Here is a 15,530-nt window from a genome sequence, read left to right on the forward strand (position 1 = left end):
CATCAGATTATAGTATTTAATCTAAAAAAATTAAATAAATATTAAAAATTAAATAAATACTTTGTAGGAAACTCAGCTAGGAGCTAACTTTGGACTTTTACACACACCTAAATATAATAAAGTCGAAAATTACACGATGAAAAAACTGAGATTTCTACTCTTACCAGTTTCAATATTGGTATGCTCACAAGAGGTTGATACACTGAAGGTAAAAGAACTGCCAAAGGAAATTGATTTACCAAAAGTACAGACCTACACCCTAAAAGACGGTACTGTCAGAACTTACCCAAAGCCCAAATTATTTGATTTTGTAACCAAATTACCCAGAAACTTTATCAATACCAATAAAGATTTTGTAGCAAAAGACCATGCTTATTACCTGGGAGGTGCTGTTGCAGCGACGGTGATTCTCCTGCCATTTGACCAGAAACTGATTGACAATTCAAGAGAGTTGGCAGAAAGATGGGGAATGGATAAGGATAACAATTATAACAAAGTAGGAGGTGTTTTTAAAATTCCTAAAGATGTAGGATCTGCACTGTACCTGATCGGAAACGGGTCTACATTAGTGTTGTTAGGTATTGGTTTCGGAACCTATGGTTTGATCAAAAATGACTACAGAGCTCAGGCAACCGCCAGTGGTTTAATGGAAAGTTTAATTCTTTCCGGAGTTTTTACCCAAACCCTTAAAAGAATTACCGGAAGAGAAAGCCCGTTTATTGCAGAAGAATATGGCCATAAAGGAGGAGCGTGGAATCCGTTTCCAAGCTTTTCAGCATTCAGTAAAAACACCTCAAATTATGATGCAATGCCATCGGGCCACTTAACGACATTTATGGCAGGTATCACGGTAATAGCAGATAACTATCCGGATGCAGTATGGATCAAACCTGTAGGATATACGCTGGCAGGAGCATTATGCTTTCAAATGATGCAGAGTAAAGTTCACTGGGCTTCAGATTACCCTTTAGCCTTGTTAATGGGATATTTTATTGGTAAAACCATATCAAAAAGCAGATATACTTCATCAGAAGGAACAATTGGAAAAACAAAATATAATCTCAATTTTGTGGCATCCCGCCAATGGGAATATAATATGGTAGGGGTAAAACTCTCTTTCTAAACTGCTGAAATCTCTGTTTTGTAGAGTAAATAAGATACTTTTCACTACATTTGATCTCAATATAAAAAGATCATTACAGCTTTTGTAAAGACTGGAATGAAACCTATTGAATTAAAGAGAATTACTTAATATTTTTATTGAATGAAAATAATCGCTGTCATTCCTGCACGTTACGAAGCAAGTCGTTTTCCGGGAAAACTAATGCAGATTTTAGGAGAAAAAACCGTTATCACCACCACTTATCAGAATGTAGTGGAAACAGGACTATTTGATGAGGTTTTTGTGGCAACAGACTCAGAAATTATTTTTGATGAAATTGTAAAAAACGGTGGGAAAGCCGTAATGACAGGACAGCATGAGACAGGAAGCGATCGTATTGCTGAAGCAGTACAGAATATAGATTGCGATATCGTGATCAATGTTCAGGGAGATGAACCTTTCCTTAAGCTGGAACCTTTACATCAACTGATCGAAGTTTTTAAACATGATGAGCAAGAGGAAATTTCCTTAGCTTCTTTAAAAATACAGCTGCATGAAAAAGAAGAGATTGAAAACCCGAATAATGTAAAAGTGATTACTGATAACAACGGTTTTGCTCTGTATTTCAGCCGTTCTGCAATTCCTTTTCATAGAGAAGTTTCCTATGATGTAAGCTATTTTAAACATATTGGAGTTTATGCTTTCAGAAAAGAAGCGCTGCTGCAGTTCTCAAAATTTGAAATGAAACCATTGGAAATTTCCGAAAAAATAGAATGCATCCGCTATCTTGAATACGGAATGAAAATCAAAATGATAGAAACCAATTTCGTAGGAGTAGGCATCGATACACCCGAAGATCTTGAAAAAGCCAGAAAGTTGATTTAAAGGAGTGCTGAAGGTCAAAAAGCCAATTCGCTGATTGGGCCCTTCACCTTTTTTGCAATTTTACATAAATCCCCCTATATTTGAATTTATAAATAAAATTAATGAAGAAGTTACTATTAGTATTTGGACTGATATTTTCGCACTTGACATTCGCGCAGACCGCAAAGGAGATTATAGACAAAAACATTGAATTATCCGGAGGGCTAACCAATTGGAAATTGTTGAATTCGGTTTTGCTTCAGGGAAAAGTGGTATTGGGAATCAAAGATGAATATCCAATAAGAATTTTTCAGCAGCGTCCAAATCTTACCAAAACATTGATTACTACCGGAGGAAAAGAAAATGCAATTGAAGGTTTTGACGGAACCAAAGGGTATGCAATGAACTATGCCGCCAATAAACTTCAGGTATATCCTGAATATGTGCCGGAAAGTTTTGATAACGACTTCATAGACTGGGAAAATAAAGGGTTTGATGCCAAATACCTTGGAAAAGAAAAAGTAGGAGAGATCTACTGCCATAAAGTAGAACTGACCAAGAATGTAAATAAGAATATGTATTATTTTGATACAAAAACTTATATGCTGATAAAAGAAGTGAAAAAAGATGAAACGCTAGTGTATTCCGATTTTAAAAAAGTAGGAAATATAGTAATGCCTTTCAGAATTGAATCTTCGAGCCTTAAAAAAGACGGGGACTACGTAATGTTACTCAACAAGGTTGATGTAAACAAAGTATTTCCTGCGAATACTTTTAAATTTTAGATAGTATTCATATGGGTTAAAAACTATCTTTAAGATTTCTTCCTATAAGAACGAAATTTTAGAATCCGATAAGGATAATGAGAACTTTTAAAAAACATCATGTTTTTAATTAACAAAACCTCAGATTTGATCTGAGGTTTTGCTAATTATAGTCTTTTTGATAAAGACATCTGATTAAATGCTTACTCTTAGCCTATTTTTTAGGTTGGGGTACATCATTCCATCCCTCTGGTTTTACATCCTTAGGTTTAGGTGGAGAAGTAATTGATGCATCTTTAGGAGTAGGACAATCACCCTTAACCTTATCAGAAGTTTCTCTGGCTTTACCCATGCCTCTTGCGGCTGGATCAACTACTGATGAAGGGTCACCCATTGATTTTTCTACATTATCACTAGATTGTTTCATGTCAGAAGTTACTGCAGAACTTATGAAATCGAATATAATAACTGCTTGTGGAGATGTTTCTCTCACAATTTTCGGATCCTGTCGAGCAGGTTTTTCGGGTTTAAACGGGTCATGAGGAGGAATATTGATTGCTTCATTTTCTTCTGTTGGTATGAATTCTGAAAGTATTTTTTCTGCTTTACTTCCCCCGGCAGCTATACTGCGGCCAAAATTGAATATATCTGGAAATGCCATATTGTTTTTTTTATAAGTTATATTGATTACAAATTGTGAGGACGCTCTGTTCCAAATTTTTGATTTTCATGTCTATTAAGTTGCTTGATATCGAAAATAGAATGATTTACATCCAGAGCTGATACTGTTTCTGCTATTCCTTTTGGTTTGTATAGCTTATTTCTCTCTGCTGAATTAAGATCTAAATAAGATATATTAACAGGAATTACTTTAGATGGAATGTTAGAATTGATATTCGCAAGTGGTGGCCCCTCCCCATTAGAAATAGGAAAAACTAATTCATCATAATTCAATGCAATGAATCCATCAAATGTAATAGGTACTTCATAAGTAAATTGTTTCACCTGACGCCTTTGTGTGGCCAAGGTCTCAACACGGGAGTTGGCGGGAATATTTCCTGAAACATTAGAAATTGAGTTCCATGATGTTGTTACTGTACCAGAAATTGTACCTGTCAAAGAAAGTGCTACTTCTGCATGTAACTCTCCAAGACCAGTAGCAGTACCTGTCGCTGTGAAACTTGTCATGCCTGAATTGCTGCTGGTATATTCAGTTTTTGTCTTAACTTCAGATTCATCTTCGGTACCTATATCGTCTTTATGATTATGATCTTTATGGTTCAGCCCTTTTTCTAAACTATTTGCCAAACTCTCTTCCAGTCTTTTCTCTATAGTTTGTGATATTTGTGCCTGCAATCCCCCTTCAATTTTTCCTCCAAAAGTGAAACTTCCCATCCCTTCCAAACTCCAAGAGATTGTATTTCCTACAGTAAATTCAATAGTATCAGAAAACTGACGTACCTCACTCGACCTATTGTCATAGGTTCTGGTAGATATTATATCCGCTACTGGGGGAATGATATTTGATCTTTCTTCAAGCAAAGGAGCTCCAATTTCAAAAAAAGCAATCCATCCTCGTTGTGCAGCGTTTGGATCAGGAAAATTGCCAAATTTTTTATCGTTTATAGATACTCCTACCGGCCATAACGGGATTTCTTGATCTTTACTATCCCGAACAGACGTTCCATTTTCATTTACTTTAATTCTTCTTAATTCATTTACTTTTTTTTTCAAAAAATTCTGAATTAATTCATCTGTTATTCCTAGCTCTTCCATGTTTTTAACTGTGATAATGCGGCGTTTTGCAGAGTCAACAGTGTAAGTTGTGATTTTTGCCATACTTTTAAATTATAATTAAATGATTTTATTATATTTATTTCTCAAATCTATAAATTAATGGATATTGAATCCCTTGTGATCGAATTATCAATCTATTCTTATTTGATTTTAATGATTTGTTTTTCAATTGGTTATTTGCTTTTGTTTGATTTATTAAACATGCAGATGCTACTTTAATTAAATTATATAATTAATTATTTATACTTTAGCAAAGATTAAAAGATCATTAAAATGCAAAACCTGATGTTATGGGTAACTTGTTGTGAATCATTTTTTTTATTGTAATCAAGAGGCCTAAAACGAAATGTTTTCCTCAAAATATTGACCAAAGCTATAGACCAGAGGTGTATTTCCTCAATTATTATAAATAATATTCTTAAATTAGTGTTTTGTCAATCCTACTAAAAATATTACTATGAAAAATATTTTTTTTATGCTGCTTTCTTTTATTGCATTTCTGCAAAGCTGTACCAACCAAAAAAGTGAAATTTCTAAAGCCAAAACCAAAGAACTTATGGGAAAAACAATATATGATTTCAAAGTAGAAAGCCTTGACGGGAAAGAAATCAACTTTGCAGACTATAAAGGAAGAAAAATCCTTATTGTGAATACAGCTTCAGAATGTGGTTTTACTCCGCAGTATGCAGATCTGGAAAAAGTATATGAGCAGTACAAAGATAAATTGGTAATCGTAGGGTTCCCTGCCAATAATTTTGGAGGGCAAGAACCCGGAACCAACACTGAAATCGGTGCTTTCTGCCAGAAAAATTATGGAGTGACTTTTCCATTGGCCGCTAAAGTTTCCGTAAAAGGAGATGATACAGCCCCGATTTTTAAATATTTAACAGAACAAGAATTAAATGGAGTAAAGAATACCACCATTCTTTGGAACTTCACCAAATTCCTGGTTGATGAAAACGGAAAGCTGATTGATTCTTTTGTAAGTACTACAAAGCCTACGGATGAAGCTATTACAAAATATCTGAAATAAAGATAAAAAAGTATATTTTTACAAGTGGGTGTTTACATCCACTTTTTTTATTGTAAAACCAATGCATGATTCTTTATGAAAAAAATAATTTTTACCCTTTGCGTCCTGGCTTCCTTTATGTTAGGATTTGCTTTTAAATCCTTTACAGGAAATAAATCGAATGAAATGAAAAGAGTAACTGGTATTGGCGGAATCTTTTTCAAATGTAAAGATCCTAAAAAAATGAGAGAATGGTATGGAAGTCATCTAGGCCTTAATACCAACGAATATGGAGCTGTTTTTGAATGGTATCAGGGAGCTGATAATTCTAAAAAAGGATTTAGCCAATGGAGCCCTTTCAGTGAAAAAACAAAATACTTCCAACCTTCTGAAAAAGATTTCATGATCAATTATCGGGTGGAAAACCTTGAAAAATTAGTTGAACAGCTAAAAAAAGAAGAGGTAACCATTGTTGATAAGATCGAGACTTATGAATACGGGAAATTCGTCCATATTATGGATATTGAAGGAAATAAAATAGAACTTTGGGAACCTAATGATCTTGAATATGAAAAGCTGGGGCAAAAAATGGGAAGTAAAACCACAAAGTAATTTTGTAATAGGTAATAGGTAATAGGTAATAGGTAATAGGTAATAGGAGTTAGGGCTTAGGTTTTAGGAGATTAATAGCAAAGTCAAACCGCATTACCCCTAATCAAGTACCTCTAATTTTTTAATTATTCATTAGTCTTTTCCGCAAAACAGAAAATATTTCCAAGCTTTATACTGGAGTAGCCATTACTTTTTATTTTTGAAGAATTGATCATAGCTTTTGCTAAAATATCTGTTGGTAGAGGTTTTTGACTTTCTAATAGCCCTAGTTTATTCGCAAATTTTATAATACGGCTTCCCATTACTTCTCCGGTTCTTTCAGAATCTTTTCGTTCAAGCATTCCCGGCTTAAAAATAGTAATCTTATTGAAATGTAGTTGTTTTACAGCTTCTTCCAGTTCGCCTTTCATTTTGGAATAGAAAATTTTTGATTGTGGGTTCGCTCCGTACGCTGATACCAGAATATAATCTTCTACCTCATTCTCTTTCGCCGCTTTTGCGAATTCATACTGATAATCAAAGTCTACTTTCTTCTGGGCTTCTTTGCTTCCGGCGTCCTTTAAAGTTGTTCCCAGACAAGAAAAGGCCACATCTCCCTTCACCATTTCTTTCCATTCATCAGGTTTTTCAAAATTCACAACATGAACCTTAAGTTTATCATTCTGAATATCGACAGCTTTTCTGACAAAAATATCCACTTCATCAAACTCTTTGTCATTCAATAACTGATTGACAAGATCTTTTCCCGTAGCACCTGTAGCACCTATTACCAAAGCTTTCATAATAATTGTGATTTTGTGAGATTATTTCTTTCTTAAATTTACTAAATTTGAATTAAAGATTGAAAAATTATATCAAATATCATTTACAATCATTCTTAATTATTGATCACTCATTACTTATCATTTATATGGATGCCAACGAAATTTTAGATTACTGTCTTGCCAAAAAAGGAGTTACAGAAAGTTTTCCTTTTGATAATGAAACACTTGTAATGAAATTGGATACAAAAATATTTCTATTAATGGGGCTTGAAAGACAGCCTTTAGCGGTTAATGTAAAAACAGATCCCGAGTGGAGCGCTGAGCTTCGTGAGCAATATCCTCAGATCACGGGTGCCTATCATATGAACAAAACCCATTGGAATTCTGTAACAGTGGACGGATTGAAAAGAGATTTGATCTTTAAACTTATTGATCAGTCCTATGATCTGGTTTTCAAATCCCTTACAAAAAAGGCTCAGAACGAAGTGAATTCTTTATAAAGTATAAAAAAAGATTGAGGTACGGAATTTGTTATCTATTATCAGTGAAATATAGAATCAACATTAATAAAATAAAGAACAAATGAGAAACCACCTTTTATTATTCATGGCAGCCGGTACATTGATGCTGTCCAGCTGCACCAAAACAGAGAAGAAAAATACAGATGAAAATCCAGCTCCTGTTGCTTCAACTTCTGAAACAGCTTCAGAAAATATAAAACTAGAATTTTCAGGAACGGATAATTTTACGATTAAAAATCCAAAAATGAAAGTAAGTTTGTACGGAATGGATGAAAAATTAGCAGATGCTCCTGCCACCTTGATTACAGAAAAAGAGTATGAGCAGAAATCTGTACCATTTACGATAGACCTGCCGGTACCTAAAGATGCTGAAAGCAAGATCAATCCAAAACCTGCAGGACCTGCAAAATACTACGTGACAATAAGCTGGGACTCTGATGGAAATGGAAAAGCGGATGAAAAAGGAGATATATTTATTGACTACGACAAGCAGTTTCCTAATGTGAAACTGAGCAGTGAACCTCAGAAACTCTACTTAAAAGTATTGAAATAAATAAAAAGGCTATTCATCACTGAATAGCCTTTTTAGCAAATAAATCTTTATATCCCAATGCTTTCTTTTCAATCAGATGCCAGGAAAGGTATCCCAAGAGAATTGACAGTGGTAAGGAAAATATCAGTAATGGAACGGTGTCCAGTTTATAAAAATACATCAGCGTCTGCTGTATAGGGAAAGAATAAATATAAATTCCATAGGAAGTATCCCCAATCACGTCTCCTACTTTATTGAGATATCGGGTAGAACGCTTACCGAGAAGAATGACCAGCAAAGGCAGGGTAATATAACAGGTATATCTGGAAATATTCAAATATATACTCACAATAAGAATAATGAAGGAGAGTATAATGAGAATATTCTCTGTTCTTTTATTGGTATTCAGATAGGTTAATACCATTCCGCCTGCGAAAAAGCACATCAGATTATAAAAATGATTACTTCCCAATGCCATTTTCAGGAACAGCCCGTAAAGAAAATAAGGTTGGAAAATACTAAAGATATAACTTGATATAAATAACAGAATAACAACCGTTTTCACAAAGGTTTTCTTCCTGATAAAAAATAGCAATGAAACCATCACATACATGCTGAATTCATAACATATGGTCCATAAACTCCCGTTGATACTATGTTTATAAGGATTGCTTTCAAAAACTCCATCAATTCCTTTTTGGCGGAAAAATAAAGTGATATTTTGAGGAATATAAGTGTATACGGATTTGTTTTGTAAATAAGGAACGGAACTTTCATACACAGCAGGTGCTAGTAAGACAGTAAGGAAAAGTATTACCAACAAAGCTGGAAAAAGTCTTAAAAGTCTTTTCCAGTAAAAATCGGGAAGACCTTTGCAGCGCAGCAGACTTTTGAAGATCAAATATCCGGAGATAATGAAAAAACCATGAACCCCCAGATATGAAAATTCCATCTGGCCGTTGGTGAGTTGTGATAAAGGATCGCCTTGAGTAGCTCCGGATAGAGCATAGGAGTGGGTAATGACCACAAGACTTGCAAAAACAAGCCTTAGAAAGTCAAAATTATTACTCCTTGAAATCATATTCCTGGGTTATTCTTTTATCCTCGTCCAGCCTTTCAATCAGCTTTTCAAGACCTTCAAATTTGATTTCATCATGAAGAAAATCCCTGAAACTTACGGTAATCTTTTCATCATAAATATCATCATCAAAATCAAGGATATAAACTTCTACAGTGAGTTTTTCTCCGTTTACCGTAGGATTGGTTCCGATACTCAGCATTCCTTTATATTGATTGCCTTTCACAAATACTTCTACAATATAAGCACCTTTTTTAGGGAGAAGCTTTATAGATTCCGTATCAATATTGGCTGTTGGATATCCAATTGTTCTTCCAATCTTTTTGCCATGAACCACCGTTCCGGAAACAGAGTAGGAGTACCCCAGCATTTCGTTGGCATCTATAATATTTCCTGTTAAAAGGGCATTACGCACTTTCGTAGAACTGATATTATTTTCGTGGATATTGATCGCTTCCATCTGCTCAACCTCAAAATCAAGTTCTTTGGATAATTTCTGAAGAAGCTCAAAATTTCCGCTTTTGTTTTTTCCGAAAGAATGGTCGTATCCTATAATAAGGTATTTTACATTGAGCTTATCAATTAAAATCTTACGCACAAACTCTTCTCCGGTTAAGTTTCTGAATTCCTCATCAAACTCCTTCAGGAACAAATTATCAATGCCATATTTCTCAACCAGCTGTTTCTTTTCTTCCAATGTATTCAGAAGTTTTAAATCTTCATTGGGATTAAAGACAAACCTTGGATGCGGCCAAAAAGTAAGGATAGCAGTTTCCAGATTGTTTTCTGTACCTATTTTAATCAGTTCATCGATAATACTCTTGTGCCCGAGATGTACCCCGTCAAACATGCCCAAAGATAATGCTAAAGGCTTGTGTGAAGAATAATCTGTAAAATTCTTGAAAACTTTCAAAACGGAAAAATTTGATTGCAAATATAGAAATAATGTGCCAATCTATCAATATAACAAGAGATGAATCCCTATAAGCGTAGAATTGCTATACCGATATGCTGTTATATAGGTATATTCTTAAATTTATCTATTATCAAAAGCATGATAAAAATCTTTTTTTTACCAATTGCAGGTTTATGAAGAATCATTATATTTGCACCAAGAAAAAATTTAGCAATGGCAAACCAAATTAAAGGTAAAATTTCTCAAATTATTGGTCCGGTAATCGACGTTGTCTTCAGAGATGTGGAAGCTGTTCCAACAATCTATGACGCGTTAGAAATTACAAAAGAAAACGGTGAAAAAGTAATCTTAGAAGTAGAACAACATATTGGCGAAGATACAGTAAGATGTATCGCAATGGACGCTACTGACGGTCTTAAAAGAGGGCAGGACGTAATTGGATACGGAAATCCTATTATGATGCCAATCGGTGATGCCGTAAACGGAAGACTATTCAACGTTGTTGGTGATGCTATCGACGGACTTCAAAATATTTCTAAGGAAGGTGGTCTTCCAATTCACAGACCAGCTCCAAAATTTGATCAACTTTCAACTTCTGCAGAAGTTTTATTTACAGGTATTAAAGTAATCGACTTAGTTGAGCCTTACGCAAAAGGAGGTAAAATTGGTTTGTTCGGTGGTGCTGGTGTAGGTAAAACAGTATTGATCCAGGAGTTGATTAACAATATTGCAAAAGGACACGGAGGACTTTCTGTATTCGCCGGAGTAGGTGAAAGAACGAGAGAAGGAAATGACCTTTTGAGAGAGATGTTGGAATCAGGTATTATCAAGTATGGTGATGATTTCATGCACTCTATGGAAAACGGAGGTTGGGACCTTTCTAAAGTAGACTTAGAAGTTATGAAAGAATCTAAGGCTGCATTCGTTTTCGGACAGATGAACGAGCCGCCAGGTGCAAGAGCTAGAGTAGCACTTTCTGGTCTTACATTAGCTGAGTACTATAGAGATGGTGGAGAAAGCGGACAAGGTAGAGATGTACTTTTCTTCGTAGACAACATCTTCCGTTTTACACAGGCTGGTTCTGAGGTATCTGCACTTCTTGGTCGTATGCCATCAGCGGTAGGTTATCAACCAACTCTTGCTTCTGAAATGGGTGCGATGCAGGAAAGAATTACTTCAACTAAAAATGGTTCAATTACTTCAGTACAAGCGGTATACGTACCTGCGGATGACTTAACTGACCCGGCTCCTGCAACTACATTTGCTCACTTGGATGCAACTACGGTACTTGACAGAAAGATTGCTTCATTAGGTATCTATCCAGCGGTAGATCCATTAGCTTCTACTTCAAGAATCTTGTCTCCAGAAGTTATCGGTCACGAACACTACAACTGTGCTCAAAGAGTAAAAGAAATTCTTCAAAGATATAAAGCGCTTCAGGATATCATCGCAATCCTTGGTATGGAAGAACTTTCTGAAGAAGATAAATCAGTTGTTTACCGTGCAAGAAAAGTTCAGAGATTCTTATCTCAGCCTTTCCACGTAGCAGAGCAGTTTACAGGTATCCCAGGATCATTAGTTGATATCAAAGATACAATCAAAGGATTCAACATGATTATGGATGGTGAATTAGATCACTTACCAGAAGCAGCTTTCAACTTGAAAGGAACCATCGAAGAAGCTATCGAAGCAGGACAAAAAATGTTAGCTGAAAACGCTTAATAATTAGACATAAAGATAACAGATACAAGACATGAGACTTTAAGGTTGTCTGAAATCTGAAATCTGAAATCTTCAAATCTAAATTAAAATGAATATAAAAATTTTAACACCAGAATACGTAGTTTTTGAAGGAGAAGTAGACTCAGTATTATTGCCTGGAAAAAATGGTGAATTTCACATCATGAAAAACCACGCAGGAATCGTTTCTTCTTTGATCGGAGGTGATGTAAAGCTTTTTGCTAATTCTATTGATGAAGCTTTTGCTAAAAACTTTACCAAAGAAACTGGAAAAGACTCTGTTTTTGCTTATGCTATCAAAAGCGGTGTTGTAGAATTTAATCATAATAAAGGAATTATCCTTTGTGAATAATTAAATGAAAAGCTAAATATATTTTCAAGAAAGTGTAACTTTGTGTTACACTTTTTTTATTGTTGTAAAAGTCTGATTGGATGAAGAAAAGCATAATCATATTCTTTACAGTTCTGGGTGTTTTCCTTCATGCTCAGAATTTCAAAACCAAGAGAGGGATAATCAATTTAGACGGTATTCCGGTTGCCAAACTGTCCAATAAGTCCAACGAATATACGTTTATGGATCTTAAGGAAACCCCGCTGTATACGATAAAATTCATTGATAAAAGTATCGTTGATTCAGTACGTGACAGCTATATCACGATCAACAGGATATATAACAGGGACAAAACCATTGAACTTGATTATTCATCACCCTCTGCATTTTCCGGAGAAGAAAAATCGGCCGTATTTACTTCTATTAAAGATCTTAAAATAATTGATAACAAAGGGATCAATGTCAAAAACCTTGATGAGCTTTTTTCAAATGTACCCAAAAGAAAACTGGATACTAAAACTAAAGAAGCGTATGTTATAAGAAAGAAAATAGATAAACTGAATATTGAGGTCAACAAAGTAGGAGAGATCCTTAGCAATGGTGTTCCGGTAGGTTATTTTACCAATTTACCGGTAAGTTTCGGCTCAGAAGACACGATAATGGATAAAACACCTATAGATATTGAAATTTACGATGCTAAAAGCAAACTTATCGGAAGATATATCACTACCACAAAACAACTGAAAACAGCTGGTGGAAAGTCTTTTGTCATTTATAAGGAAATGTCTGGGAGAGCCTCTATTTTAAAGTATCCTACTTATAAAGCACTGGCTGAACGTATGGCTATTATGGATCCGAATTTTATTAAAATACAGGAAAAAGTATCCGTAGGACCTGTATCAAAAGAAACTCAAAATTAATTATTTATCGGAAAGAAATACACTTTTATATCAATAGGAACGAGCTTTAGCCCGTTCTTTTATTAAAGATCAAATTTTAGCTGACTTTAGCCAAAACCTATTGAAATCTTGTTAGTCATTTTCGGAGATTTATTTTTATATAAATTTCTTTGGAATGAAAAAATAGAACCCTTTATTCTTTCAAATTAAAATCTGCGAGAGATTATCATTCAATCGAAAGAGGTTTTATTCATACAGAAAACTAACAATTCACAGAAAATCGTCTCTTTTTAAAAATCCCTGAGAAAAAAACGAAAATTTTTATAAGCTCAAAATCACGCCATTTTCCTTCAATTGCTGCATCGGTTTTGAGAACCAGAATAGCTCAAAATCTTCAAAACTCTCTTCAAAATGAATCTTAAGTTGCTGAATAGTAGGTTTTTTTAAATTTTCAATAGAATTCTCTTCTAATACCGTTACCAGCCATTCTGCTTTTTCCTGTTCCAGTTCTACCTTAACAATATTGGTTTTTAAATGGAATGTAAGAAGCGTATACGTACCAGAATATTTCTTTTTATTTTTTACGTGATTCTCAGCGATTACATTTTTGGTTAGAAAGACTACTTTTGAGTTTGCTTTCAGAGTAAATTGCGCATCTTCCAAAAGACAGTCATGAATGTAATCCGGATGAATGGTCGTCCTCGGAATTTTAAAGTCGAACCACTCCTGAAGCGAAAGTTCAAAATTCACTCCATGCATATAATTGAATAAAGATTTTTTTAATCCGAAGCTGAACTTGTTGTGATCGATTCCGGTTTTATCTTTAAAATCGATGTCGTTATGGGCAAATAGTATTTCCTGCTTTACCGGAACAATTCCAAAATCCTCAGGACTCATTCCTACAGGCGAGTGAGCTGTCATTGCAAACTGATGCCAAAAACCACTTTGAAGAATTCCCATCTCGAACATCTGGCGAACCATTTCCAGGGAATCAACTGTTTCCTGAACAGTTTGAGTAGGGTAGCCATACATGAGATAAGCATGAACCATAATTCCGGCTTCTGTAAAATTTCTTGTTACATTGGCAACCTGCTCTACAGAAACTCCTTTATCAATTAATTTCAACAATCGGTCACTGGCCACTTCAAGCCCTCCGGAAACAGCAACACATCCTGAAAGTTTCAGGAGATAGCATAAGTCACGGGTGAAGCTTTTTTCAAAACGAATATTCGTCCACCAGGTTACCACCAGATTTCTTCGGAGAATTTCAAGGGCTACCTCTCTCATCAAAGCTGGCGGTGCAGCTTCATCCACAAAATGGAATCCTGTTTCACCCGTTGTTCTGATCAGCTCTTCAATTCGGTCTACCAGAATTTTAGCAGAAATAGGTTCATAGATTTTTATATAGTCTAAAGAAATATCACAGAAGGTACATTTCCCCCAATAGCATCCATGGGCCATTGTCAGTTTGTTCCATCTTCCGTCACTCCATAAGCTGTGCATCGGATTGGCGATTTCGATAACGGAAATATATTGATCCAGTTTTAAATCGGTATAATCCGGAGTACCAATTTCAGACTGTTTGTAATCATGTCGCTTAGAATTGTTCTTATAAATGACTTCTTGATTTTCAACAAGAAAAGTTCTTTTAAACTCACCTTCCTCACTTGAAATTTCCAAATTTTGGTAAAGGAGTTCCAAAGGAACTTCTCCATCATCTAAAGTAATAAAATCAAAAAATTCAAATACTCTAGGGTCTTTAACTTCTCTTAATTCTGTATTGGGAAAACCACCTCCCATAGCAATTTTTATGTGAGGGTAATTCTTTTTGATCCATTGAGCACATTTGAAACTGGAATAAAGATTACCAGGAAAAGGAACTGAGAAGCAAACTAGTTTGGGCTGAATATTCTCTATTTTTTCACGAAGAATTTTTAAAGTAAAGGTATCGATGAATGTAGGATCACCAGATAGTTTTGAATACAATTCATCAAAAGAATTGGCGCTTTTTCCAAGACGCTCTGCATACCTGCTGAAACCAAAATCAGAATCAATATTTTCTACAATATAATCTGAAATGTCTTCTAAATATAAGGTTGCCAGATGCTTGGCTTTATCCTGAAGACCCATATTTCCAAAAGCAAATTCCATATCATCCAATTGGTTGAAACGGGAAGCTTCGGGAAGGAAATTCATGCTGCAGATCTGTCTTGCCAATGTAGGGGTTTTACCCTGCAAAAAAGGAATAACCTGATCTATGGTTTTTAAATATTCTTCTCTCAGCGCATAGATTCTCTGAGAATTCTCTGAAATATTCTGAAGATCAATTTCTTTGCTGAAAACCTTCTGAATTCCATCCTTTGAAAATAATTCCAAAATAACATCAATCCCCAAATCTACCTGATAGCTGGAAATATTTTTGATATTTAAAAATCCTTTAATATAAGCTGTTGCAGGATAAGGGGTGTTAAGTTGGGTAAAAGGCGGAGTAATAAGAAGCAGGTCTTTCAACAGAAATTTTTTGCAAAGTTATTCTAAAGTTTTTTTAGAAAAAAATTTTTTCTCCTGATTATAAACAGTGAAGAAAAGTCTTCTGAA

Annotated in this window: 16 protein-coding genes; 10 read left to right on the forward strand and 6 right to left on the reverse strand. The window is 34.8% G+C overall.

Features of this window, described 5'->3' with window-relative positions; genetic code table 11:
- The first annotated feature begins 136 nt into the window (after window positions 1–136).
- From AC07UM_RS16160 to AC07UM_RS16170, 3 genes are all read left to right on the forward strand, one after another.
- Complete coding sequence (locus AC07UM_RS16160) at window positions 137–1,123, forward strand: phosphatase PAP2 family protein (protein WP_494684112.1); 987 nt, start codon at window positions 137–139, stop codon at window positions 1,121–1,123.
- Window positions 1,124–1,264: 141 nt separating this feature from the next.
- On the forward strand, window positions 1,265–1,987 hold the full coding sequence (gene kdsB, locus AC07UM_RS16165; RefSeq protein WP_494684113.1) for a 3-deoxy-manno-octulosonate cytidylyltransferase: 723 nt from the start codon (window positions 1,265–1,267) through the stop codon (window positions 1,985–1,987).
- Window positions 1,988–2,088: 101 nt separating this feature from the next.
- Window positions 2,089–2,751 carry a histidine kinase gene (locus AC07UM_RS16170; RefSeq protein ID WP_494684114.1) on the forward strand — a complete coding sequence of 221 codons (663 nt, stop codon included), beginning with the start codon at window positions 2,089–2,091 and terminating at the stop codon, window positions 2,749–2,751.
- 193 nt (window positions 2,752–2,944) lie between these two features.
- On the opposite strand, the gene AC07UM_RS16175 is transcribed toward AC07UM_RS16170, so the two are convergent.
- Window positions 2,945–3,391, reverse strand: coding sequence for a hypothetical protein (locus AC07UM_RS16175; RefSeq protein WP_494684115.1), 447 nt, complete (start codon window positions 3,389–3,391; stop codon window positions 2,945–2,947).
- A 26-nt stretch (window positions 3,392–3,417) separates the two neighbouring features.
- Window positions 3,418–4,569 carry a hypothetical protein gene (locus tag AC07UM_RS16180; protein ID WP_494684116.1) on the reverse strand — a complete coding sequence of 384 codons (1,152 nt, stop codon included), beginning with the start codon at window positions 4,567–4,569 and terminating at the stop codon, window positions 3,418–3,420.
- Between the two features lie 415 nt (window positions 4,570–4,984).
- Here AC07UM_RS16180 and AC07UM_RS16185 point away from each other — a divergent pair, with 415 nt between their 5' ends.
- Both AC07UM_RS16185 and AC07UM_RS16190 read left to right on the forward strand, forming a co-directional pair.
- Window positions 4,985–5,560 (forward strand): glutathione peroxidase, encoded by a 576-nt coding sequence (locus AC07UM_RS16185; RefSeq protein ID WP_494684117.1) that lies wholly within the window; start codon window positions 4,985–4,987, stop codon window positions 5,558–5,560.
- Window positions 5,561–5,635: 75 nt separating this feature from the next.
- A complete protein-coding gene (locus AC07UM_RS16190) occupies window positions 5,636–6,151 on the forward strand; it encodes a VOC family protein (protein ID WP_494684118.1) in 516 nt (171 codons plus the stop codon).
- A gap of 125 nt (window positions 6,152–6,276) precedes the next feature.
- On the opposite strand, the gene AC07UM_RS16195 is transcribed toward AC07UM_RS16190, so the two are convergent.
- A complete protein-coding gene (locus tag AC07UM_RS16195) occupies window positions 6,277–6,933 on the reverse strand; it encodes an NAD(P)H-binding protein (RefSeq protein ID WP_494684119.1) in 657 nt (218 codons plus the stop codon).
- A 128-nt stretch (window positions 6,934–7,061) separates the two neighbouring features.
- On the opposite strand from AC07UM_RS16195, the gene AC07UM_RS16200 reads away from it, so the two are divergent.
- Both AC07UM_RS16200 and AC07UM_RS16205 read left to right on the forward strand, forming a co-directional pair.
- The gene (locus AC07UM_RS16200) at window positions 7,062–7,415 is read left to right on the forward strand and encodes an MmcQ/YjbR family DNA-binding protein (RefSeq protein WP_494684265.1); all 354 of its coding nucleotides are present in this window, start codon (window positions 7,062–7,064) and stop codon (window positions 7,413–7,415) included.
- A gap of 82 nt (window positions 7,416–7,497) precedes the next feature.
- Window positions 7,498–7,989: a hypothetical protein gene (locus tag AC07UM_RS16205; protein WP_494684120.1), complete on the forward strand. Its 492-nt coding sequence runs from the start codon at window positions 7,498–7,500 to the stop codon at window positions 7,987–7,989.
- Window positions 7,990–8,005: 16 nt separating this feature from the next.
- Here the strand turns inward: AC07UM_RS16205 and AC07UM_RS16210 are convergent, their stop codons facing one another.
- Both AC07UM_RS16210 and AC07UM_RS16215 read right to left on the reverse strand, forming a co-directional pair.
- A complete protein-coding gene (locus AC07UM_RS16210) occupies window positions 8,006–9,049 on the reverse strand; it encodes an acyltransferase family protein (protein ID WP_494684121.1) in 1,044 nt (347 codons plus the stop codon).
- Complete coding sequence (locus AC07UM_RS16215) at window positions 9,033–9,959, reverse strand: bifunctional riboflavin kinase/FAD synthetase (RefSeq protein WP_494684122.1); 927 nt, start codon at window positions 9,957–9,959, stop codon at window positions 9,033–9,035. The genes AC07UM_RS16210 and AC07UM_RS16215 overlap by 17 nt, the downstream gene beginning before the upstream one ends.
- 216 nt (window positions 9,960–10,175) lie before the next feature.
- Here AC07UM_RS16215 and atpD point away from each other — a divergent pair, with 216 nt between their 5' ends.
- The 3 genes from atpD (at window position 10,176) to AC07UM_RS16230 (ending at window position 12,953) form a co-directional block, all read left to right on the forward strand.
- A complete protein-coding gene (atpD, locus tag AC07UM_RS16220) occupies window positions 10,176–11,684 on the forward strand; it encodes a F0F1 ATP synthase subunit beta (protein WP_124531715.1) in 1,509 nt (502 codons plus the stop codon).
- An 88-nt stretch (window positions 11,685–11,772) separates the two neighbouring features.
- On the forward strand, window positions 11,773–12,054 hold the full coding sequence (locus tag AC07UM_RS16225) for a FoF1 ATP synthase subunit delta/epsilon (RefSeq protein WP_103232280.1): 282 nt from the start codon (window positions 11,773–11,775) through the stop codon (window positions 12,052–12,054).
- 80 nt (window positions 12,055–12,134) lie between these two features.
- The gene (locus tag AC07UM_RS16230; RefSeq protein ID WP_494684123.1) at window positions 12,135–12,953 is read left to right on the forward strand and encodes a hypothetical protein; all 819 of its coding nucleotides are present in this window, start codon (window positions 12,135–12,137) and stop codon (window positions 12,951–12,953) included.
- A gap of 300 nt (window positions 12,954–13,253) precedes the next feature.
- Here AC07UM_RS16230 and AC07UM_RS16235 read toward each other — a convergent pair whose 3' ends face one another.
- Window positions 13,254–15,443 (reverse strand): B12-binding domain-containing radical SAM protein, encoded by a 2,190-nt coding sequence (locus tag AC07UM_RS16235; RefSeq protein WP_494684124.1) that lies wholly within the window; start codon window positions 15,441–15,443, stop codon window positions 13,254–13,256.
- Window positions 15,444–15,530 lie beyond the last annotated feature (87 nt).

Source organism: Chryseobacterium sp. GW821-FHT04C04 (genome assembly GCF_059420365.1).

Bases quoted from the DNA above. Each gene is read 5' to 3' on its own strand.
- AC07UM_RS16160 (WP_494684112.1), top strand. From the start codon at position 137: ATGAAAAAACTGAGATTTCTACTCTTACCAGTTTCAATATTGGTATGC.
- kdsB (WP_494684113.1), top strand. From the start codon at position 1,265: ATGAAAATAATCGCTGTCATTCCTGCACGTTACGAAGCAAGTCGTTTT.
- AC07UM_RS16170 (WP_494684114.1), top strand. From the start codon at position 2,089: ATGAAGAAGTTACTATTAGTATTTGGACTGATATTTTCGCACTTGACA.
- AC07UM_RS16175 (WP_494684115.1), bottom strand. From the start codon at position 3,391: ATGGCATTTCCAGATATATTCAATTTTGGCCGCAGTATAGCTGCCGGG.
- AC07UM_RS16180 (WP_494684116.1), bottom strand. From the start codon at position 4,569: ATGGCAAAAATCACAACTTACACTGTTGACTCTGCAAAACGCCGCATT.
- AC07UM_RS16185 (WP_494684117.1), top strand. From the start codon at position 4,985: ATGAAAAATATTTTTTTTATGCTGCTTTCTTTTATTGCATTTCTGCAA.
- AC07UM_RS16190 (WP_494684118.1), top strand. From the start codon at position 5,636: ATGAAAAAAATAATTTTTACCCTTTGCGTCCTGGCTTCCTTTATGTTA.
- AC07UM_RS16195 (WP_494684119.1), bottom strand. From the start codon at position 6,933: ATGAAAGCTTTGGTAATAGGTGCTACAGGTGCTACGGGAAAAGATCTT.
- AC07UM_RS16200 (WP_494684265.1), top strand. From the start codon at position 7,062: ATGGATGCCAACGAAATTTTAGATTACTGTCTTGCCAAAAAAGGAGTT.
- AC07UM_RS16205 (WP_494684120.1), top strand. From the start codon at position 7,498: ATGAGAAACCACCTTTTATTATTCATGGCAGCCGGTACATTGATGCTG.
- AC07UM_RS16210 (WP_494684121.1), bottom strand. From the start codon at position 9,049: ATGATTTCAAGGAGTAATAATTTTGACTTTCTAAGGCTTGTTTTTGCA.
- atpD (WP_124531715.1), top strand. From the start codon at position 10,176: ATGGCAAACCAAATTAAAGGTAAAATTTCTCAAATTATTGGTCCGGTA.
- AC07UM_RS16225 (WP_103232280.1), top strand. From the start codon at position 11,773: ATGAATATAAAAATTTTAACACCAGAATACGTAGTTTTTGAAGGAGAA.
- AC07UM_RS16230 (WP_494684123.1), top strand. From the start codon at position 12,135: ATGAAGAAAAGCATAATCATATTCTTTACAGTTCTGGGTGTTTTCCTT.